We start from the raw sequence: 21626 nt of genomic DNA on the forward strand, positions 1-21626 counted from the left end.
CTAGCTGCCGTGCGCATTTAAAAACCTTTCGGAATCCGGAGATACCATGCTCAGTGTTGGCGTTGGCCCTGTCAGTTTTTCCATCGGGCACCTGTTGCTGGTCCTGGCTTTTATTGTTGCCCTGATTGTCGGGGGCATCACCGGCCGCAAACATGGAACACCCATCGCCGGCACTCTGGCGGATATCTTCGTGGTCGCCATGCTCAGTGCCCGCATCGGGTTCGTGATTCGCTATTACGAGCACTACCAGGGCGACTGGCTGGGCATGATTGATATCCGCGACGGTGGCTTTGATATGGTCACAGGCCTGGTCGCAGCACTCGTGTTTGCCGGCTTCCTGATGTGGCGCCGGGCCAGCAGCCGCCGGGCGTTGGGCACGGCCATGGCGGCCGGCCTGCTGACCTGGGGCCTGACTGGCGGCGCCATTCAGCTGATCAACCAGCAACTCAAAGGCCTGCCCGAGGTGGCCCTGACCGACCTCAACGAGCAACCGGTCGATTTGAGCGCGATCGCCAATGGCCAGCCCACCGTTGTAAACCTCTGGGCCACCTGGTGCCCGCCCTGTATCCGGGAAATGCCGGTGCTGGAAGAGGCCCAGAAGCGCTACCCCGGTATCAATTTCGTTTTCGCCAACCAGGGCGAGCACCCGGAAACCATCCAGCGATTCCTGTCTGAACAGAAGCTGAATTTACACCATGTGCTGAGCGACCGGCAGGGCCAGTTCGGCCGGGTGACCGGCAGCCACGGCCTGCCCACCACCCTGTTCTACAACGCTGAAGGCAACCTGGTGGACAGCCACATGGGCGAACTGTCCCGTGCCAGCCTGGCCCGATCGCTGGAGCGTTTCGATCCGCAATTCCTGGTGGCGTATGACGAAGCGGTCGGATACGCAGAATAAAGCCACGGATTGAGAAAACAGATCAGGCCAGCCAGACCGTCAGGCCAGCGGCAATAGCACTGGCGGCGGACAACGCAATTAACGACAACGCCAGGCTCCACTGCAAAGACGCATCCCGGGCGCGATAACCTGTCAGCCGTTCCATGATCAGGGCATTGGCCGCAAACGGGGTGCCGAACGCCGTGATCCCCCATCCGGTGACCATGGCAAAGCCCAACCCCAGCACGGCGCCAAGTGGCCACGCAGGCCCGAGGATACCGCCAATCAAGGTACCGGTGAGGATCGGGTTGGCGCCGGCCAGCCCGGCCAGAAAGAAACTCCAGGGCACCAGTGCCGCCAGTACCGGCCACGCCCAGCCAGGCAAGCCCATATCGCCGGCCACCTGCCCCAGCACCACCGCACTGATCACCGAACCAATAAAAGCAGAACCACCCACAATAGCCAGTTCATTACTGACATTGGCCATTGTCGGTGGTCTGGGCCTGTGGCCGCCAGCCAAGGACAGCGCCCAGCCGATGATGACCGCCGCCAGGCAGCTCAGGGTAACCGAACGGGCGTAACTGAATTCATAGACATGGCTGAACAGGAATACTCCGATACAGATACCCAGGATAATCCCGCCAAACCGTAACCAGGCTGCAGCCCCGGCGGTGTCTGCGGCTACGCCCGTTTCAGGCTGCGGTTCCGGCTCGCGCCAGAGAAAACCCGCCAGAAGCACCAGCATGGCGAACGGCAGTGAAAGGCCAATGAGCTGAGCACCGCCAAGGGTGGGCAGAAGCGTCAATGTCAGTGCTACGGAGATGGATAACGGAGACCAGATTGGTGATACGCCAAAGCCCCGGAGCACCGCCCGGGTGCTGTTGCGGGTGGCCGCCGAATCGCCGGAACGGCGGATTCGCTCGGAGATCAGGCTACCAACTACCGCCACGGAGCCGAAGTTGAGTGGTACCGACACCAGCGCCGTGCCGAACGCCAGGCTCGCATACCGGGTACCCGGCTTGCCGCTGAACAGACTGCTGGAGATTCGCTGCAGATCCCGGGAACCGGCCAATACCGACGACAACAACATCACCGACAGAATCAGCCCGGCCAAACGGGTCATGTTCCCGGCCGCCCCTTCCACCAATCCGGGGTCACGGCCAAAAGCAAAGGCCATCGCCAGCACCGCCACCGCAAAGACCGCACGAGGCACCCGGCGCATGTTCTGCCAGCCAAGACTGACCGCCAGGCTCACCGCCACCGCACCCAGAAATGCCATACCCGGCAGAGTCGCCAGAACAGCAGAGAGTAAAGCAACATAGGCTAACGCGGAGCGAAGTGGCAGCACGACCGTCTTCCCGAACAGATCAAAGGAACCTGAAAAGACGATCTATGTTAAGGAAGCTACCTTCACCGCGCTATCAGCAATTATGAGGATGGCCATCAAGCCAGCCCATGCTCCCGGGCACTGGCCTCCAGGCGAGCCTGCTCCTGTTTCAAAAGTTCTCTGACCGCCGTTAACTCGGCAATCCGGGCATCCACCAGGGCCCCCTTGCGCGCCATTACCGCCGCGCCCTGCAGACAGTCGATCCGGTCTGAACGAACGGCATCCAGCAACTCGCGGATTTCACTCAACGAAAAGCCCAGTCTCTTGAGCTGCCGTACCATCGATACGCGTGCTACAGCCTGCTCCGGATAATCCCGATAATTGTTGCCGCTGCGGCCGACCTCGCGAATCAAACCCTGCTTTTCATAGTAGCGCAACGTATCGCGGCTCACGCCAGTGCGCCGTTCCAGTTCCGATATTCTCATGCCAAGCACTCTCCCTGTTGACCCTGGAGCATACTCCATACTTTAGGCTGCGTTCGGCTCAATGAACAAGGAACGCACCATGACCATCCTGATCACCGGCGCCAACGGTTTTATTGGCAAATACCTGTGCCTCACCCTGTTGCAGCAGGGGCATGAAGTCCAGGCACTGATCCGCTCCAAATCCAGCCTGAACCAGCTCACCGGCTTTCTTCAACAACAGGGCGCCACCATGGAGCGGTTTTCCGCACTGGAAGGCGACCTCGAAAAGCCTGATCTGGGGCTGGTCGCCTTGCCGGACCGGATCGAATGCCTTGTGCACCTGGCCGCCCGGTTCGCCTGGAACCTGCCCGAGCAGGAGGCCCGGCACACCAACGTTACCGGCAGCCTCCGGGTGGCGGAGCTGGCCCGTCAACTGCGCTGCCGATTGGTGTTTATCAGTGGCTTCATGCTGGCAAACACCGGGCATCTGTCACGGCTTGGAATCAATCGGAGCCATCCGGAGCAGACTGACTGGAGCCAGGTGTACCGGCGGGCCGGTGGTTATGAGGCCAGCAAACTGGAATCCGCCTTCCGGTTGCGGGAATTCGTCGCAAGACAGGGCATGGATGCGGTCGAGGTACAGCCGGCGACCGTTGCCGGCCACTGTTCAACCGGGGAACTCGACCCGGCCCAACCGCTGTATGGTTTACTGGAAAACCTCTACCACGGACGACTGGCCATGATCCCGGGGTCGCCCGAGCACTGGTTGCCTTTGATTCCGGTGGACAGCCTGGCCCAAGTGATTGCGGCAGCCTGCGTGGCCAATCATGTGCCCGACACGCTGTTGGCGCTGGACCAGAACACGCCAAACCTGGCAGCGCTTTTACAGGCAGCGGCGCACTCTCTGGGCAAGCCGGGGCCCCGCAGGCATCTTCCGATCGGCGTGATGAAAGCGTTGCTGACCATTCCGGGCCTGCCCGGCCTGCTGAAGGTTGCCCCGGAATCGCTGGCCTTTATTCAGACCTGCCGATTCGATACAACCGTGACAGAGCGATTTCTGGCACAACAGCAGGTGACTCTGCCCCCGTTCCGGCAATATCTCGAATCAAGCTGCCGTCACTACCTGAAGAGTGAGGTTGGCTCCGGGAAGCTGACAACCCACGGAGCCTGACTCAGGCCCCGAACAACGCCGAGCGCAGCGGTTTCAGGAAGCCCGCCTTCTCCGGGCTGGCCTGCTGGCTGCGCCGGCCATCAAACTCCAGGTAGCCGTCTTCGATGGGTTCGAAGCGCAGGATTTTCACATCCTGCAGGTAATTCTGGGACGCCTTCCAGGGCCCGTGAGTGCCCTGGCGCGGCAGCCGGTCTTCGGCACGCTTGATGTAACCGGCATCCAGCGAGCCCAGAATGGTGTCGTTGCCCAGGCTGTTTTCGGTGTCTCGCGGCACCACCACCTGATATCCCTTGCGGTCCATATGGTTGATCAAACGGCACAGGTATTCACTGGCAATATCGGCCTTGAGGGTCCAGGAGATGTTGGTGTACCCGAAGATCATGGCGGAATTGGGCATGCCCTCCACCATCACGTTCTTGTAGATCACCTTTTCCTTCAACACCACGCCCTGGCCATCCACGGTGGGCTGGATGCCGCCCAGCATCTGGATATCCAGGCCGGTGGCCGGAATGATGATATCCGCTTCCAGCTCCTCGCCGGATTTCAGGCGAATGCCGGTGTCGGTGAAGCGTTCAATATGGTCGGTTTTGATCGAGGCAGTACCCGCCTTGATGGCATCAAACAGGTCGCCGTCTTTCACCACGCACAGGCGCTGATCCCAGGGGTTGTAGTCAGGGGTAAAGTGGCGCATATCCGCCTTGCCCTTCAACTGGCGCTTAATCACCGACAGGAACAACCGGCGCATGGCCTTCGGGCTCTTGCGGGAACGCTCGTAGAGCAGGCGCGAAATCGAGATATTTCGGGCCCGGGTCAGCCGATAGGCGGCTTTCTCCGGCAATACCTTCTGCAGCGCCAGGGTAACCTTGTCGGTCGACGGCAACGGCATCAGATAGGTGGGCGAACGCTGCAGCATGGTGACATGGGCCGCTTTTTCCGCCATGGTGGGCACCAGAGTAATGGCGGTCGCCCCACTGCCAATCACCACCACCCTCTTGCCGGTGTAATCCAGGTTCTCCGGCCAGTGCTGCGGGTGCACCACCTGGCCCTTGAAGTCTTTCTCGCCTGGGAAATCGGGCTTGTAGCCCTGATCGTAGTTGTAGTAACCAGTGCAGCCCACCAGGAAGCTGGCCGTGTAGGTCTCCGCTTCGCCGGTTTTTTCGTTCTCCGCCGTCAGCTTCCAGCATTTTTCCTCACTGGACCAGTCCGCTGTCTTTACCGCCACACCGTAGCGGATGTTCCGTTCCACATCGTTTTCCCGGGCGGTGTCGGCCACGTACTGCTTGATAGAAGCACCATCGGCCAACACCTTGCCACCGGTCCAGGGCCGGAAGTTGTAGCCAAAGGTGAACATGTCGGAATCGGAGCGAATGCCGGGGTAACGGAACAGATCCCAGGTACCGCCCAGAGACTGTCTGCGCTCCAGAATGGCGAAGCGCTTACCGGGACATTCCCGTTTCAGATGGCAGGCCATGCCAATGCCGGAAACCCCGGCGCCAATGATCAGGACGTCATAGTGTTGCTTACCCATAACCTGCTCCCTCGGATTCGGATCCGTTTATTGTTGGTCACGTCAGTCCGATCACGATAGCCCAGCGTAGTGCACCCGGAAATTGGCCATCAAGGTCCGAAATCATGGTTGTTTGAGTCAGTCGCTGTTCGGGCATCCTCCCCCAGCTTGAACTTCAGGGTTGAGGGGCCGGAATGAGGCACGCCAGGAATCAGCCGCTTAAACTGGGTCGAATTCATCCACCGGGGCCCCCACATGCCATCATCCATAATGATCCTTGGCGGAACGTCGCTCGATACCATCATCCACCTGAACCAACTTCCCGCACCGGTACCCCAGACCATCTGGCCTCAACGGGCATATCGAAGTGTGGGCAGCACCGGCGCCGGCAAAAGCCTGAATCTGGCCGCCCTGGGGCATCGGATAATCCTGCACACGTTGCTGGGCCGGGATGCAGAAGCAGAGACGATCCGCCAGCAGTTGGCAAAGCCCGGAATACGCTTGCTTGTGGAGACCACCGACACCTCAACGGAACAACACGTCAACCTGATGACCGCCGCCGGCGAGCGCATCTCACTGTTCGTGCAGCCACCCGCCGAGCCAGAAACCGTAGACTGGCAGCCGGTGCAGAAGCGGCTGCCCGAAACCGACCTGGTAGTGGCCAACATCCTTGCTTACGTCAAACCCGCTCTGGGCTGGCTGCGCGAATCCGGCCGGCCGGTTTGGACAGACCTTCACGACTACGATGGTTCGGACTCATACCATCAACCGTTCATTGACGCCGCGGACGTCATCTTCCTGGCCAGTGACAAACTCCCGGATTACCGGCGCACCATGGAGCAGCTGATTCGAGGTGGTAAATCGTTTGTGGTTTGCACCCACGGTTCCGCCGGAGCCACCCTTCTGAGCAGCGACGGAAAATGGCTGGAGCAGGCGGCTATCAGGGTGCCTGACGTGATTGATACCAACGGTGCCGGCGATGCCTTTTTCAGCGGCTTTCTACACCGTTACCTGCAGGGCGGAAACCTGAAGACGTGCCTTCGTGCCGGCGCAATGGCTGGAGCCTTGTGCGTAACCAGCCAGGACCTTGTGAGCAACAGACTGACCCCGGAAGCACTGGCCTGAGCCACGCTGCGTTCAATCTCCAGGCCTGAAATCCGGATACTTCTTCTGCAACTGGTACAGCCGGATGATCGTAATGATGTTGGTGACCAGCACCATGCCCTCAGCCAAGGTGCCTCCAACAGAACCAATCACAATGTTATTCAGCATCCAGCAGAACGCCGCCAGCCCCAGCACAATGCGCAGTGGAATGCCCCTGAGCAGGAACATGCCGATGGTGCCCAGTACGGCCGCCGCCAGCGGGAATACATCGGTCGCAGTTCGCCAGGTCGCCCAGGCCACCAGGGCATTAACCGTCAACATCGCCGCCAAGATCGCCCAGTTGCCCTGATACTTCCTGGCCAGGGCGATGCGCACAATCACCAGCACCGTCAACGCGGCAGCGGTCCAGCTTTCAAAGAAGGCAAACATCAGGGCGAAGGCGACGTTGGCGGAGATCAGTAGCACCATCAGCCGGTCGTCGTTCTTGTTGGCGAAGCCGGCAATGCAGAAGGCCAGAGCGACCAGACCAAACAACTGGCCGAGGCTATCGGTAAGGCTGAGTGAGGTCATAAATTCCGGCATAGGAATTCCGTGTAGCCCAGAACAAGGAGGGCGGGCCCTATTGGCGAACCAGCTGGTTACCACCACCCAGCTGGATAAGCCCGGACGAAAACTGATCCATTAATTGCTCAGCGCTGAAGTCCTGCTCTCTCAGCTGCGGATTGAGCGCCCGACTGAATTGCCTGAAATCGAGGGCCTTCCAATTTTCCGGCGCCAGCATTCGTTCGACCAAATGCACATTGTCGGCTGTCGCTGGCTCAAACTGGTAGCGTAAGGCCGCCGACCCCTGCCCGCCAGCAAAGTCGTAACCGTGGTGGTAATCGTGAACCAGCAATAACGCGAGGCCTCCCCCCATAAAATGGCGACCAAGGCTCACCGTCAAATCGCCCCGACGAATGGCCTCTAACGCCCTGGGCTCCCAGTCCACACCGCCAACAATCACATCCTCGCCGGGCGTCCGGCCAGCGTTTCTGGCGGCTTCAATGGCGCCAAGCGCCATTCCATCACTGGCATTCCAGATCGCGGTGGTTTGCGGATAGCGCCGGAACAACACCGACATTTTTTCGCTGGCCTGCTGCTCACTCCACTCAGCGAGCACCAACTGCAAGAGCTGGCCATTACCGATACTGGTGGCGTTCAGCAAACCCTGGTTTCGATCCCTGGCAGCGGAAGAATCCTGCGTTCCGGTCAACGCCACCATCGGCACCGGCTCCCCGGCCTCAACCAAACCACGTTCCACCGCCCGACGTTCCAACAATTTGGCCAAGGTTCGGCCGGCCTCCACGTTGTCCGGCACCACATGGCCAATCCAGCTGTCCAGCGTCTCCCTGGGCATACCCACCGCAACCCTTGTTGCCTCGGGCACATCGGTATTGAACGAGAAGACTTTCACACCCTGCCCGTGGGCCAGCTCCAGTATCTGAGTGGTGACCAGCTCTTTGCACATGATGATCAGGTAATCCGGCTTCTCCTCAGCGGTGACGATTTGCTGAGCCATGCGCAAGTAGCTGAAGCGGTGCCTGTCAGTATCGAACTGAATCTCGAGGTCAACATCCAGATCAGCCGCAACCTGCTCCATAAACCCCGCCACCATCAGCCAGAAACGGGAATCGTCTGGTGACAGGAACGCCACACTTGGCCGTGTGCCGGCATCGGCAACCCGCATAAAAGAGCAAACAATGAGACTGATCAGCAGGACCGCGCGTAATGCCATGTAATTCCCTAACCATTGGCGTTTCTGGTCGTTCAGTATAACGAACATTCCAACATACGAGCCCCGGAGAACACCAACTCGATCACAACCGGTACTGAAGGTCAGCCGAATTGGCGGATAAAGTCATTGCCCATAGCTTGCTAACCGAGAGATCATCGGTCAATCATGCGCCAATGCCGGAAGATCACCATGGAAAACTACCTCAAGCCCACCGAGTTCTTCGATTACGACAAGCCGGAAGTCAAAGCCTGGATTGACCAGCAACTTGAGGGTGTGCCCAATGAACCGGTAGAGCAGGTCAAGGCGTTGTACCTGGCGGTCCGTGACAGCGTCCAGTACAACCCTTATGTGTTCCAGACCGACCCAAACACCCTGTCTGCCAGCTACGCGCTGGAATCCCGCGAGAGCTACTGCATTCCCAAAGCGGTCCTGCTCGGCGCCGCCGCACGCTATATCGGCATTCCCAGCCGTCTGGGCCTGGCCGATGTGCGCAATCACCTGTCCAGCCCCAAGCTGATCGAGTGGCTGCGCTCCGATATTTTCCGGATGCATGGCTTTATCGAACTGTACCTGAACGGCCAATGGGTTAAAGCCACCCCCGCCTTTAACAAGCAGCTTTGCGCGCTGATGAAAGTAGAACCGCTGGAGTTTGATGGCGTGAACGATTCCGTGTTCCAGGAGTTCACCGAAGACGGCCAGGCCCATATGGAATACATCAACGACCACGGCGTGTTCGATGACGTGCCCTTTGACTTTATCGTTGACGGGGTCCGTTCAGCGTACGGCCATCTGTTTGAGGCCGACGGAAAACCCGCCCGCGTTGATGGCAGCCTGGAGCAGGACGTCACCAGCAACCCATAAAAAAACCGGCCACCCACTTCCCGTGGGCGCCGGCTACAGGGGTCAGCCTGAATGGTCAGGCTTGGGTGAACAACTTACTCGGCTGAATTACGGATCAGGAAGTCGAAAGCGCTCAGGGCGGCCTTGGAGCCCTCACCCATCGAAATCACGATCTGCTTGTACGGCACCGTGGTGGCGTCGCCCGCAGCGAAAACACCCGGAATCGAGGTCTCGTTACGATCATTTACGATGATCTCACCGTGCTGGCTCAGCTCGATATCACCTTTCAGCCACTCGGTGTTCGGCACCAGGCCGATCTGCACGAATACGCCTTCCAGCGCCACGTGGTGTGACTCACCGGTGTTGCGGTCGGTGTAGGTCAGGCCATTCACCTTGCCGTTCTCACCGGTAATCTCGGTGGTCTGGCCAGAGGTGATGATTTCGACATTCTTCAGACTGCGCAGTTTCTTCTGCAGCACGTCGTCGGCACGCATCTGCTCACCGAACTCAATCAAGGTTACGTGGCCAACTATACCGGCCAGGTCGATCGCCGCTTCCACGCCGGAGTTACCACCACCAATCACCGCCACGCGCTTGCCTTTGAACAGCGGACCATCACAGTGCGGGCAGTAGGCCACGCCCTTGTTGCGGTACTCTTCCTCACCCGGCACGCCCATCTGGCGCCAGCGGGCACCGGTAGACAGAATCACCGTGCGGGCTTTCAGGGAACCGCCGTTCTCCAGCTTCACTTCGTGCAGGCCACCGGTCTGTGCCGCCGGAATCAGCTTCTCCGCGCGCTGCATGTTCATGATGTCGACTTCGTATTCGTTAACGTGCTGTTCCATGGCCGCCACCAGCTTCGGGCCTTCGGTGTAAGGCACGGAGATCAGGTTTTCGATACCCATGGTGTCAGCTACCTGGCCACCAAACCGCTCGGCCGCAATCCCGGTGGAAATCCCCTTACGGGCGGCGTAGATGGCTGCTGCAGAACCCGCCGGGCCACCGCCAATCACCAGCACCTCAAAGGCGTCTTTCTGGTTGATCTTCTTGGCTTCTTTCTCGGCGGAGTTGGTGTCCAGCTTGGCCACAACTTCTTCCAGCGTCATCCGGCCCTGGCCCCAGGGCTGGCCATTCAGGTACACGCTGGGCACCGCCATCACTTCACGCTGCTCGACTTCGTCCTGGAACAGGGCGCCATCGATGGACGTGTGCTTGATGTTCGGGTTCAGCACACTCATCAGGTTAAACGCCTGGACGACATCCGGGCAGTTCTGGCAGGACAGGGAGAAATAGGTTTCGAACTCGAACTCACCGTCCAGTTCCTGGATTTGCTGAATCACTTCCTGGGAAGCTTTGGACGGGTGGCCGCCCACCTGCAACAGCGCAAGGACCAGAGAGGTAAACTCGTGGCCCATGGGAATACCGGCGAAACGCACGCCAATGTCAGTGCCCACACGGTTGATGGCAAACGACGGACGGCGCACATCAGCCGAATCTTCAGTCCGCAGGCTGATTTTCTCGGACATCGGCTCGATTTCTTCCAGCAGCTGCTTCAGCTCCTGGGACTTTTTGCTGTCGTCGTAGGCTGCCACCAGCTCAATCGGCTGCTGCAGCTTTTCCATGTAGGCCTTCAACTGTCCTTTGATATTGGCGTCCAACATGTTCGGTATTCCCCTTTATGTCGTGAAACTAACTGTCTGAATTCAAAAATGAATCGTTATCTGAAGTTGCAGGTACGATAAGGGCAAGCCGGGACCTTCTCAAATTGATTGACCCAACCCATCTGATAGCTCAGACCTATACGATTCCATAAAGTCGATTGATAGATACAAAAAAGGCCCGCTGTGCGGGCCTTCTTGCAAGTTTCACCCGAAAAGGGAAACTTAGATCTTGCCAACCAGGTCCAGAGACGGAGCCAGAGTTTCTTCGCCTTCTTTCCACTTGGCCGGGCAAACTTCGCCAGGATGGTTACGAACATACTGGGCAGCCTTCACCTTGCGCAGCAGGTCGTCTGCGTCACGGCCGATGCCTTCAGCAGTGATTTCCATCGCCTGGATAACGCCATCCGGATCGATCAGGAAAGTAGCGCGGTCTGCCAGGCCCTGGCCTTCACGCATCACACCGAAGTTGTTGGTGATGGTGCCGGTCTGGTCGCCTACCATGTAGTAGTTGATCTTGCCGATGGTGTCGGAAGTGTCGTGCCATGCTTTGTGGGTGAAGTGGGTGTCGGTAGACACAGAGAACACTTCAACGCCCAGCTTCTGCAGCTCTTCGTACTTGTCAGCGACATCGCCCAGTTCGGTCGGGCAAACGAAGGTGAAGTCGGCCGGGTAGAAGAAGAAAATGGCCCACTTGCCTTTCACGTCTGCTTCAGAGATTTCAACAAACTCGCCCTGCTTGAATGCGGTGGCGTTGAACGGTTTGATTTCGCTGTTAATGATACCCATCTCAGAATAACTCCTGTTGGTTCATTTGGGTTTAGGCTTGAAAACGGTGCACAAGATACGGCTTTGGCCCACTGGGTGAAAATTGATTATTTCCAAACCCGGAATAGGCTTAACCTATCTATGGGGCCTTATCCCGCAAGTTCAATCTTTCGGAAATCCAGAATATTTTCTTTTGGTGACGATTTGATGGCCGCCACCTCGGCCCGCTTGTTCGCCAGAATGTAGGCAAAACAGGCGAAGTAAAGGCCGATCACCAGCGCTCCAACCCATTGAATACGAAGGAAATCCAGCTGGAACAGCATGGTCAGCAGCACCATAACGCCAAAATTCACGATCACGTAGTTCATTCGGCCCATACGCCGGGCGGTCAGGTTCAGGTTATCGGTGTACAGCCGAATCAGCGAATCCAGTGAGTTCACCACCATCAGAACCCCCACCGAAATCATGGCCAGGTTGGTCATCGCCGCAATCTTCAGACCCTCAGCGTGGTAGTGGAACAGCACCGAGAACCACACACCGATAGCGATGGACGGCACCACCAGCATGGCGATCAGCAACTGCCAGGTTTTGATGCCACTGACAAAACGGGCGGTGAACTGGCCGATCATGATGCTCCAGGAGAACCACCAGAACAGGTAGAACTCATGGTAGTCGTTGATCGGCAGGGCAAATCGGTGAATGTTGGTAAAGTATTCCCCCAGCATGCCTGCGGTGCCGAAGAAATCCGCCGGTGAGCCCTTACCCATGGCAAAGGCCCGCAGCCACATGCCGGCAATCAGGGCAATGAACAGCACACTGGAACCGATACTCAGAATCCGCACATACTTGATCTTGGAGCTGGAGTACACGGCCAGGGCAATGGCCGCAAACACGATCACATAGAACGCTGGCATCACGGTTTCACCGTCGCCCAACTGCGGCAGATACCAGGGCAGGTTCACCAGCAACAGGTACGCCGTGAAGGCACAGGTACCGATGATCACCACATTATTGATGATTTTCACCACCGGAATCTCGAAGAACTTCACCCTCGGCTCGATGATGGCGAAGTAAAAACAGGTCAGGAAATAGAAGCCCCAGATCAGGAACGCCCAGAAGCCAAACTCAATGGCCAGGGGATTGGCGAACCCGTATTCCGGGCTGGCAGAAAGATCGGCATAACTGCCAAACTCCGTCAGCGGGAACATGATCAGCCCCACATCCAGGCCCGAGGTGAACAGAATGGCAATGAACGTCAGGGTGCGAACCGGCGTTACGCCGATACACTGTACGTCCCACCATTTGTACAGAATCAGGGCAATGGCGGCGAAGGTGAAGATCAGGCCTGTGGATAACCAGAGTGTCATGCGCTGAGCCTCCGGTTGGTTGTTTTCAGTTTAATGCACAGCATGGGTGTTCCTCCTCTACTTTTTAAGCGCTGCTTAATTCGAATCGGACACAAACCCCCGCGTTTTCTTCTCGTTACGGGCCAGGACTTGCCTATCTGACGCCCAGGAAACGACCAGCACAGCCGTCGCGTTGATAGGGAAATCCTGATGGTTTGCTAACCCCGGAGGCGTTGCGCCCCCGGGGCCGGGGCTTCGGGCGCTAGATCAGCACCCGTTTCGCTTGCCCCGGTCGTTGGTGTGCCTGCCACTGGTCATCCATATGGACCGGCACATCCTCAGGTTGCAGGGGCTCCTTGCCCCGGATCAGGTCGGCTGCCCGCTCGGCCACCATGATGGTGGGCGCATTCAGGTTGCCATTGGGTATGGTCGGGAAGATGGACGAATCCACTACCCGCAAATTATTGAGCCCGTGTACACGAGTGTCTGGCCCGACTACCGCCATTGCGTCGGTACCCATCTTGCACGAACAGGACGGATGGTAGGCGCTCTCCACCGCCTGGCGCACAAAGGCATCGATTTCGTCATCGCTCTGCACAGCCACGCCGGGCTGAATTTCCGCACCCCGGTAATCGTCCATGGCGGGCTGGTTGATGATCTCGCGGGTCAGGCGCACGCAGTCCCGGAAACCCTCCCGGTCGGCTTCGTGCTCCAGATAATTAAAGCGAATGGTCGGTGCCTGTCTTGGATCGGCGGATTGAACCCGAACATAGCCCCGGCTTTTCGGCTTGTTGTGGCCGATGTGCAGCTGGAATCCGTCGCCATCAAAGGCTTCCTTACCGTCGTAGCGCATGGCCGCCGGCAGGAAGTGGTATTGCAGGTCCGGCCACTCGACACCCGCCTTGGAGCGGATAAAACCGCAGGACTCGAAGTGGTTGGTGGCGCCCAGCCCGTCTTTGCGCAGAATCCAGCGCACGCCGATCTTGAGCTTGTTCCACCAGTCCAGTTTGCCGTTGAGCGACACCGGCTGTTTGCAGCGGAACTGGAAGTAGAATTCCAGGTGGTCCTGCAGGTTCTCACCCACGCCGGGCAGATCGTGCTTGACCTCAATACCGGCCTGTTCCAGCACCTCTCGTTTGCCGATGCCGGACAACTGCAGCAGATGGGGTGAACCTATGGAACCGGCAGACAAAATCACTTCCTCAGCGGCATTGGCCTCGTGCATCTTGCCGCCCTGCTCGTAACGCACACCGGTGGCGGTTTTGCCCTCAAGAAGGACCTTATGGACCAGGGCGTGGGTCACCACCGTCAGGTTCGGTCGCGCCATGGCCGGGCGCAGGTAGGCGTTGGCGGTGGACCAGCGGCGACCGTTCTTCACGGTCATGTGCATGGCACCGAAGCCTTCCTGCTGGGCGCCGTTGTAATCCGCCGTTTCCAGGTAGCCGGCATCCACACCCGCCTTGATGAACGCCTTGTACAGCGGGTTACGCATGTTGTTGCCGTTGTTGACCCCCAGCGGGCCGGTGTCGCCCCGGTAGTCATCGCCGCCAAAGGCCCAGGTCTCCGCCTTTTTGAAATACGGCAGTACGTTCTGGTAATGCCAGCCTGTGGCACCCTCGGAATCCCATTCGTCAAAATCCCGGGCGTGGCCACGCACATACACCATGCCGTTGATGGACGAGGAGCCACCGAGCACCTTGCCCCGGGGGCAGTGCATGCGGCGGTTATCCAGATACGGCTCCGGCTCGGTCTCGAACTGCCAGGCGTACTTCCTGGTGTTCATGGGAATGGACAGGGCCGTGGGCATCTGGATGAAGATGCTTTTGTCGCTGCCGCCGGTTTCCAGCAGCAGCACCTTGTGGCGGGCGTCTTCGGTGAGGCGGTTGGCCAGCACACAGCCGGCCGAGCCCGCGCCCACAATGATGTAGTCGTATCGGTTTTCTGTCATACGCGCTCTCCTCTGTGGCCTGCGGGCTTAAAACGGGGCGTCCAGATCCTGCATCCCGATATAAACGGACTTGATCTGGGTGTAGTGGGCAATGGTCTCGCGCCCGTTTTCCCGGCCAATGCCAGAGAGTTTGTAGCCGCCCACCGGCATTTCCGCCGGCGAGGCGCCGTAGCTGTTGATCCAACAAATACCGGCCTGGATCTGGTGAATCACCCGGTGCGCCCGGCGGATGTCGTTGGTGAACACGCCGGCAGCCAGACCGGTATCGGTATTGTTGGCCCGGGCAATCACCTCGTCTTCATCGCGGAAGGTCAGCACCGACATCACCGGCCCGAAGATTTCTTCCCGCACGATGGCCATGTCGTCGGTGCAGTCGGTGAAAATGGTGGGCTCCACGAAGTAGCCGCCTTTGGCATCCTCCGGCTCAAACGCCCGGCCCCCGTGGCTCAGGGTGGCGCCTTCAGCAATGCCCTTGCTGATGTAGCCCAATACCAGCTCCTGATGCTTTTTGGAGATCAGGGCACCAAAGTTGGTGGCAGGGTTCATCGGGTCACCGGCTTTGATGTTCTTGCGGGTGCGCTCAAGCAGGCGCTCGATAAAACGCGGGTAGATGTCTTCGTGCACAAACACCCGGGTGCCGTTGGTACAGATCTCACCCTGGGTGTAGAAGTTGCCCACCATGGCCGCAGAAATGGCGTTCTCCAGATCCGCATCGTCGAAAATGATCAGCGGGGATTTGCCACCCAGCTCCATGGTCACGTCTTTCAGGGACGAAGCAGCCGCCGCCATCACCTTCTTGCCGGTGGCCACTTCGCCGGTGAACGACACCTTGGCAATCTCCGGATGATGGGTCAGCCACTGGCCCACCTCGGCCGCGCCCTGCACCACGTTGAACACGCCCGCTGGCACGCCGGCCTCGATGAAGGTTTCCGCCAGCTTCACCGCGCCCATGGGTGTTTCTTCCGACGGCTTGAAGATCATGGCGTTGCCACAGGCCAGGGCCGGCGCGGACTTCCAGCAGGCAATCTGGATCGGGTAGTTCCAGGCGCCAATGCCGGCACAGATCCCCAGCGGCTCCCGACGGGTGTAATAAAAATCACCGCCCAGATCCTGCTGGTTTCCCTCGATGGACGGTGCCAGGCCGGCAAAGAACTCGATGGCATCGGCACCGGTCACCACATCCACCGCTTCCGCTTCCTGCCAGGGTTTGCCGGTGTCGCGTACTTCCACCGCTGCCAGTTCGTCATTGCGCTCGCGCAGCAGCGCTACCGCTTTCAGCAGAATCCGGCTGCGCTCGATAGCCGGGGTGGCCGCCCACTGGGCAAAGCCGGCGCGGGCACTTTCAATGGCGGCCTGCTGCACCGCCTCATCCGCTACTTCCACCTGGTAGATCACCTGGCCGGTGGCCGGATTCACCACCGGGAAGGTCTCACCGGAACGGTTGGCCAGAAACCGGCCGTGGACAAAGTTCTGAACAACAGGAACAGATGCAGACATAAGCGGTTGGTAACCTCAATTCGGTGTCTTCAGGCCTTGTGGGCCATGGAATTCGCGTTGGCTCAGGCGGTTGCCCGAGCCAGTGTCTCGTGAACAAACTGCTTGCAAAGCCGCTCGCCGGCTTCAAAGCTTTCGGCCGGGTCCAGGCTCAGGGCGCTGCGCAGCCAGAAGCCGTCAATCATCGCTGCGGTTTGTCGGGCCGCTTCCGTGGCCTGCTCCGGCGGCAACACCTGGACAAACGAGTAGCGCAGGTTGCTGTACAGCCGGGCGTTGTTGATCTGCTGCAGCCGCTTCAGCCCCGGCTCGTGCATGGAACGGGCCCAGAAGCTGAGCCAGGTTTTCGCCGCCAGCGCCGAACGCTGGAACTCGGAAAAGTTGGACTCAATGATGCAATCCAGCCGCTGGGCCGGGGAACGATCGGTCTTCGCCATGCGCTCCCGCAGCTCCTTGCCGAGCTGATCCAGCAGGTAACGCAAGGCCGCCTCGATCAGCCCCTGCTTGCCCCCGAAGTAATGGCTGATGATCCCGGACGACATCCCCGCCCGCTTGCTGATGCTGACAATGGTGGTGTTCTGCATGCCCAGCTCGGCAATGGACTCCATGGTGGCGTCGATCAGTTGCTGGCGACGGGTGTCTTTGATTCCAACTTTTGGCATGGCAGGCGCGCGCTTTTCCGTATCTTTTCGTTAATTGAACGTTCAATTAATAAAAAGGTTACAGAAATGAGAGGAAGGATTCAAATATTCCGATCCCGGCTACTGTTTCAGGCGGTAATCCGGATCGGTCCAGCACTTGGGTAATGCCTCGCCCGAAGGGAAGGCCAGATCACCTTTCTCGTAGAATTCAGGATCCTGGGCTTCCTCCCCGTAGTGCATACTGCCCTTGATCCGGCTTTTATGAGGGTTGAACAACGCCTGGGTATCCAGCACTTCAATCAAGTGCCCGGTGGATCTCTCTGCCACAAACATAACGGCCTCCTTTGCTACCAAAAGCTTAGACCATTGGCAGGGCTCAGGGGTTGTCCCAGCCATCTTGCAGCAGCTGTTGCTCGTCTTGCGGGCTCAGTGCAGGCCCAGCCATCAGTTGATCCAGGGTATCGTCCATGGCCTGACCACCACTGGCTGTCTGGTAGGTTTGGCCAGGCTGGTGCGGTGCAACCTCGGCGCGGGCCACGGCCTGCCAGGTACCGCTGGCATCCCGGCAAGCAACGTTTTCAGAAGATGCCCCTGGTTGGTCAACGCGGAACTGACGGCACCAGTCGCCAGCCTGGTTCCGGAAGGTCAGTCTCGGCATAACGGTGGCATCGGAATTAATCTCATAGGCCTGGCCGCTGGGCTGCTGCTCCAAAGCCTGGGCGATGGACGGCCATGCGGGATCGTCCACCGCCGGTGAGCCCAGCCACTGGGTCATGGCAAAGCCGGCCACAAACGCCGCAGCCACAGCTTTTCCGGAATGTTCCTTCAGCCGGCGCCACCAGGGAAAGGCCACCACGTTGTCCGGGCGGTTCTCGGGGGCGGCCTGCGCCAGCATGCGGGTTACGGCATCCGGCATGGGCTGTTGATCAATGGCCCCGTAATGCCGCTGCAACTCGACATCCACCGAGGCCAGTTCCGCCAGCCGGTCCGCCAGTGCCGGGTCCAGGGCGATCTGATCGCGCACCGCGTTCATTTCCGGCTCGCTCAGTTCGTTATCGAGAAACGCGGACAGTACTTCGTCTGTGATGTTCATGATTCAGTCCTCATACCCGCCGCCGGCGCCAATGCCTCACTTAACGCGGCCCTTGCCCGTGCCAGGCGGCTCATGACGGTGCCCTTGGGGACTTCCAGAATATCGGCCACCGCCTTGTAGGGCAGGCCCTGAATGGCCACCAGTGAGATAATCTGGCGCTGGTCCTGGGGCAGCTCCGCCATGGCCGCATCTACCCTGCTCCATTCGATCTGCTGGGTGGTGTGGTGTTCGCCGTTGACCACCTGGCCATCCGACAGTTCCGGCTTTTCGGCCGCTTCCCGGCGAACCTTTCTGGCCCGGCATTCGTCTATCCACACATTACGGCACACCCGGAACGCCCATTTGGTCAGGTCTGCGTCATCCGGCCGGTCCCGTGCCAGCAACCGCTCCACCGTGCTCTGTAGCAGGTCGTCGGCATCCGGCATCGAGCCGGTCAGCGAATAGGCAAATCGCCGCAGCCCGGGTAACAGTTCAGTCAATTCCTGTTGCATGGCATTGTCTTTTCGTGAGTGTTATCAGTAGAACGGCTCAGGCCGAACGTTATTCCCGGCCCGAGGGAATTTTTTTCACCGCCGGCCGTTAAATGACCAGAAAACCCTACACCCTTTGCTCAACCGGAAGGCGTTTATGAAATTCGATTCCACCCTTGGCCTGATCAGCGTGCTTACCCTGTGTTCCGTGTCTACCATGGCTCTGGCCATTGGCAGCCAGGCACTGGACCGGCAACTGGACTCTGTGTCCCGCCAGGTAGAGCAGAAAACCGAGCGGGCCATTGAACGCTCCATGGGCCGCCGGCTGAACGCCGTGGAACAGCGCATTGAATCCCGCGTTGAACAGGCCAGGGGCCAGCTGCCCCGGTTACCGCGCTCTCTCCCTATTCACACGCAGCAAGGCGGCAAAGCGTTCAATGATGTGATGCTGGATGACGGCTTCCGGGCCGTGGAGCGCCAGTGGCTGGCCACCGGCACCGCCGCTGAAGTCGCCGAACTGGACCGCCCCGGCATTACCATTCTGGAGCGCCGGGAACTGTCAGGCCTGGGCATGATTCTGGTGCGGTTTCGGGTAGCCCCGGCACTGGACTCCCTGGACGCCCTGCAATCGGAGCTACCGGGGCTGGCAGAACAGCTGGACCGGAACCACATTTATGCGTCACAAAGTGACAATGCCCCCGAAAGCAGCGATGCGGCCCTGCCCCAGTGGCAAAGCCTGTGCTCCGCACCAGTGCGGGTAGGCATGGTGGATACCGCCATTGCGCTGGACCACCCGGTGTTTGAAGGCGCACAGATTGTTCAGGAAAGCTTTCTGGAACTGGCAGAGGCAAAGGGCGAACTTGCCGCTCCCACTGCCCACGGTACGGCAGTCGCCAGCCTGATGATCGGCCGCCAGGCGCCGCATTGGCCGGCGCGATTACCGGGGGCCACGCTGTTCAATGCCTCGGTGTTCTACGGGCGTGATCAGGCGCTGTCCGGGGCTACGCTGGGGCACTTGCTGGATGGCCTGAGCTGGCTGGCCGCCCAGGAGGTTTCAGTGATCAATATCAGCCTGACCGGGCCGGACAACCGGCTGTTGAAAACAGCCATCGAACGGCTGAATGATCGGGGAATCGGTTTGATTGCCGCTGTCGGCAACCAGGGGCCAGCAGCAGCCCCACTCTACCCGGCAGCCTATGGGCCGGTGATCGGTGTCACGGCCGTGAATGGCTCTGGTGAACTATACCGCTGGGCCAACCAGGGCGAGCAGGTGCAATTCGCCGCCCCCGGTGTTGCGGTGCCTGTAGCCATACCCGAGGGTGGCATGGCGCTGGACAGCGGCACGTCTCTGGCTGCCCCGGTGGTGGCCTCGGCACTGGCCTGCGAGCTCAGCCGGGTTGATTTGCCCGGGGCCATAGAGGCATTGACGAGCAATGCACAGGACCTCGGAGAACCGGGCCGCGATACCCGGTTCGGCCATGGCCTGCTGGATTACTAGAAGCCTGCGCGCAGCGACACGCCCACCACAAACCGGTCGTAATCGGCGGAATCGATGGTGGAGGTGTAGTGGCCGTAGGACAGCTTCGGCTCCAGGCTAAACACCTCATTCAGGCCCAGCCGCCAGCTGGCTTCCACCACCCGGGCCTTGTCCACCCGCTGGCTGGTTCGCTCTTCCAGATCCCGGGTCAGGAAATCGTTCAACCCCCGGCCGGTCTCTTCCGTGATCACCACCTCATCGTATTCCTGGTCTTCGTAACGCCAACTCAAGCGAAAACGGCTGTCCTGACCACCGACGGTAAACCGGTGTACCAACGCCAGCCGCAACCGGAGCAACTGGTTGTCGTAGGCATCCGAGCGGGCATCTTCGTCGTCCAGATCAACCCCGAACACCAGGTTGCTCCGGGCCTGATTGAAAAAGAAGAACGCATCGAAACTGCCACCCCGGATGTCCGAATCCCGAGCCGTACCGTCGTTAAAATCTTTCGATTTGTCCTGAACACTGGCCAGCAGGTACACGTTCTCGCCAATCAGGCTGCCCAGATACAGGCTGGTGCGCCGGAAATCCAGGAACCGCTCAGAATCCAGGGTAGCGTAGGAATAGTGATGGCTGGCACCCACAGTGACCGGATCAAAATCGTAGCTCAGGTCTGCCGAGAGCAGGTGAATGTCCTGATCAAACTGGTCCAGATTGTTATACCGGCGCCCGGACAGGTCGTATCCCAGGGTCAGGTTCAGCGCTTCTGTGGGTTTCAGAATGCCTTCCAGCCCGGCATCAAACACCCAGGCTTCGTCACTCTGATCGGACGAGGCGTTCAGTTCGTCTACCGTCACGTTGCTGTCGTGTTCCAGGCCGCCAGCCAGGTACCCGTTCACTTCGGAATCCGCTTGTACCGCCGGCACCGCAAGCCCCAGCGTTACCAACCAGATCGACATTCGTTGAATGTTACGCATGTCTGCTCCTTGGTTCGCTCACAAACAAAGGCCGGGCACAGGGCCCGGCCATGGTCGGATGAGTGATTATTGACCACCGTTGCGGGCAGAGCCCTGCACAGCACCCCGCACAGTGCTCTGTACCTCGCCACGGACCGTGTCAGAAACAGACGTTCCAATCTGCTTGTTGGTTTCAGCACGAATCTCGGCATTTCGGGCCTCATTCACCCTTTCACGGGCCTGCTCACGGCGCTGGGCCGCGCTGTCCACGGCCGCTTCACCCTGGGCCCGGGCAGTGCCGCTGACCCGCTCACCAACTTCAGCGCCCAAGGTGGCCGCTTGGCTGGCACTTTCACGAGCCTCCGTGCTTACTGCCTCACCGTGGTCGGCGGCTTCGTCACGGGCCGCATCGCCATCAACCTGAGCCTGCGCATTGGCTGAGCCGCTGCCCTGAGCCGACGCACCATCGCGGGCACTGGCCTGGGCGCTCATGTTGGCCTCAGCCTCCACGTTCGCATTGGCGGCACCTTGCTGGGCGAACACGCCGGTGGAAACCAAAGAACAGATTGCGAGTGTCAGTACATGCTTTTTCATGGAAACATCCTCCTGTGTTTTGCCCTTTCGGGTTGCTTTCATCAGGAAGACGGGTGGGCCGCGAATCTATTCCAAAAAATTGACCATTGATGCATTAACATTGAGTAACCAACGGTTTTCACG

At 59.4% G+C, this 21626-nt stretch carries 21 protein-coding genes; 5 read left to right on the forward strand and 16 right to left on the reverse strand.

The genetic code is table 11. The features are described 5' to 3' along the window. The first annotated feature begins 46 nt into the window (after positions 1-46). Positions 47-898: a TlpA disulfide reductase family protein gene (locus ACNSOI_RS19185; protein WP_152439463.1), complete on the forward strand. Its 852-nt coding sequence runs from the start codon at positions 47-49 to the stop codon at positions 896-898. 22 nt (positions 899-920) lie between these two features. Here the strand turns inward: ACNSOI_RS19185 and ACNSOI_RS19190 are convergent, their stop codons facing one another. Beyond that, positions 921-2225, reverse strand: a complete 1305-nt coding sequence (locus tag ACNSOI_RS19190) for a hypothetical protein (protein WP_420194801.1) — start codon at positions 2223-2225, stop codon at positions 921-923. 95 nt (positions 2226-2320) lie between these two features. Beyond that, positions 2321-2689: a MerR family transcriptional regulator gene (locus ACNSOI_RS19195; RefSeq protein WP_072675930.1), complete on the reverse strand. Its 369-nt coding sequence runs from the start codon at positions 2687-2689 to the stop codon at positions 2321-2323. A 79-nt stretch (positions 2690-2768) separates the two neighbouring features. On the opposite strand from ACNSOI_RS19195, the gene ACNSOI_RS19200 reads away from it, so the two are divergent. Beyond that, positions 2769-3839 carry an SDR family oxidoreductase gene (locus ACNSOI_RS19200; RefSeq protein WP_420194802.1) on the forward strand — a complete coding sequence of 357 codons (1071 nt, stop codon included), beginning with the start codon at positions 2769-2771 and terminating at the stop codon, positions 3837-3839. A 1-nt stretch (position 3840) separates the two neighbouring features. On the opposite strand, the gene ACNSOI_RS19205 is transcribed toward ACNSOI_RS19200, so the two are convergent. Next, complete coding sequence (locus tag ACNSOI_RS19205) at positions 3841-5367, reverse strand: flavin-containing monooxygenase (protein ID WP_420194803.1); 1527 nt, start codon at positions 5365-5367, stop codon at positions 3841-3843. Between the two features lie 234 nt (positions 5368-5601). Here ACNSOI_RS19205 and ACNSOI_RS19210 point away from each other — a divergent pair, with 234 nt between their 5' ends. Next, positions 5602-6471, forward strand: a complete 870-nt coding sequence (locus ACNSOI_RS19210) for a carbohydrate kinase family protein (RefSeq protein WP_420194804.1) — start codon at positions 5602-5604, stop codon at positions 6469-6471. 12 nt (positions 6472-6483) lie between these two features. Here ACNSOI_RS19210 and ACNSOI_RS19215 read toward each other — a convergent pair whose 3' ends face one another. Together ACNSOI_RS19215 and ACNSOI_RS19220 are read right to left on the reverse strand one after the other, a co-directional pair. Further along, positions 6484-7020, reverse strand: coding sequence for a YgjV family protein (locus ACNSOI_RS19215; protein ID WP_172972331.1), 537 nt, complete (start codon positions 7018-7020; stop codon positions 6484-6486). A 49-nt stretch (positions 7021-7069) separates the two neighbouring features. Beyond that, the gene (locus ACNSOI_RS19220; protein WP_420194805.1) at positions 7070-8224 is read right to left on the reverse strand and encodes an ABC transporter substrate-binding protein; all 1155 of its coding nucleotides are present in this window, start codon (positions 8222-8224) and stop codon (positions 7070-7072) included. Positions 8225-8413: 189 nt separating this feature from the next. Between ACNSOI_RS19220 and ACNSOI_RS19225 the strand changes: the two genes are divergently transcribed. After that, on the forward strand, positions 8414-9085 hold the full coding sequence (locus ACNSOI_RS19225; protein ID WP_420194806.1) for a transglutaminase-like domain-containing protein: 672 nt from the start codon (positions 8414-8416) through the stop codon (positions 9083-9085). Between the two features lie 74 nt (positions 9086-9159). On the opposite strand, the gene ahpF is transcribed toward ACNSOI_RS19225, so the two are convergent. The 9 genes from ahpF to ACNSOI_RS19270 form a co-directional block, all read right to left on the reverse strand. Further along, entirely contained in the window at positions 9160-10725 is a 1566-nt protein-coding gene (ahpF, locus tag ACNSOI_RS19230) for an alkyl hydroperoxide reductase subunit F (RefSeq protein WP_420194807.1), read from the reverse strand. 222 nt (positions 10726-10947) lie between these two features. Continuing rightward, on the reverse strand, positions 10948-11511 hold the full coding sequence (gene ahpC, locus ACNSOI_RS19235; RefSeq protein ID WP_106693248.1) for an alkyl hydroperoxide reductase subunit C: 564 nt from the start codon (positions 11509-11511) through the stop codon (positions 10948-10950). 128 nt (positions 11512-11639) lie between these two features. After that, positions 11640-12857 carry a BCCT family transporter gene (locus tag ACNSOI_RS19240; protein WP_420194808.1) on the reverse strand — a complete coding sequence of 406 codons (1218 nt, stop codon included), beginning with the start codon at positions 12855-12857 and terminating at the stop codon, positions 11640-11642. Positions 12858-13098: 241 nt separating this feature from the next. Next, positions 13099-14784 carry a choline dehydrogenase gene (gene betA / locus ACNSOI_RS19245; protein ID WP_420194809.1) on the reverse strand — a complete coding sequence of 562 codons (1686 nt, stop codon included), beginning with the start codon at positions 14782-14784 and terminating at the stop codon, positions 13099-13101. Positions 14785-14811: 27 nt separating this feature from the next. After that, the gene (betB, locus tag ACNSOI_RS19250) at positions 14812-16281 is read right to left on the reverse strand and encodes a betaine-aldehyde dehydrogenase (protein WP_420194810.1); all 1470 of its coding nucleotides are present in this window, start codon (positions 16279-16281) and stop codon (positions 14812-14814) included. Positions 16282-16343: 62 nt separating this feature from the next. After that, on the reverse strand, positions 16344-16937 hold the full coding sequence (betI, locus tag ACNSOI_RS19255) for a transcriptional regulator BetI (protein ID WP_420194811.1): 594 nt from the start codon (positions 16935-16937) through the stop codon (positions 16344-16346). Between the two features lie 99 nt (positions 16938-17036). Next, positions 17037-17249, reverse strand: a complete 213-nt coding sequence (locus tag ACNSOI_RS19260; RefSeq protein ID WP_420194812.1) for an acetyltransferase — start codon at positions 17247-17249, stop codon at positions 17037-17039. 43 nt (positions 17250-17292) lie between these two features. Continuing rightward, entirely contained in the window at positions 17293-18009 is a 717-nt protein-coding gene (locus ACNSOI_RS19265) for a hypothetical protein (RefSeq protein ID WP_420194813.1), read from the reverse strand. Further along, a complete protein-coding gene (locus ACNSOI_RS19270; RefSeq protein ID WP_152439477.1) occupies positions 18006-18500 on the reverse strand; it encodes an RNA polymerase sigma factor in 495 nt (164 codons plus the stop codon). Before ACNSOI_RS19270 ends, ACNSOI_RS19265 begins: the two co-directional genes overlap by 4 nt. A 136-nt stretch (positions 18501-18636) precedes the next feature. Between ACNSOI_RS19270 and ACNSOI_RS19275 the strand changes: the two genes are divergently transcribed. Next, a complete protein-coding gene (locus tag ACNSOI_RS19275; RefSeq protein WP_420194814.1) occupies positions 18637-19977 on the forward strand; it encodes a S8 family serine peptidase in 1341 nt (446 codons plus the stop codon). Here ACNSOI_RS19275 and ACNSOI_RS19280 read toward each other — a convergent pair. Together ACNSOI_RS19280 and ACNSOI_RS19285 are read right to left on the reverse strand one after the other, a co-directional pair. After that, positions 19974-20930 carry a hypothetical protein gene (locus ACNSOI_RS19280; protein WP_420194815.1) on the reverse strand — a complete coding sequence of 319 codons (957 nt, stop codon included), beginning with the start codon at positions 20928-20930 and terminating at the stop codon, positions 19974-19976. The genes ACNSOI_RS19275 and ACNSOI_RS19280 overlap by 4 nt on opposite strands. A 66-nt stretch (positions 20931-20996) precedes the next feature. Beyond that, on the reverse strand, positions 20997-21503 hold the full coding sequence (locus tag ACNSOI_RS19285; protein ID WP_152439480.1) for a hypothetical protein: 507 nt from the start codon (positions 21501-21503) through the stop codon (positions 20997-20999). Positions 21504-21626: the final 123 nt, after the last annotated feature.

The organism is Marinobacter sp. GH_1 (assembly GCF_048595985.1).
Classification (GTDB): domain Bacteria; phylum Pseudomonadota; class Gammaproteobacteria; order Pseudomonadales; family Oleiphilaceae; genus Marinobacter; species Marinobacter shengliensis.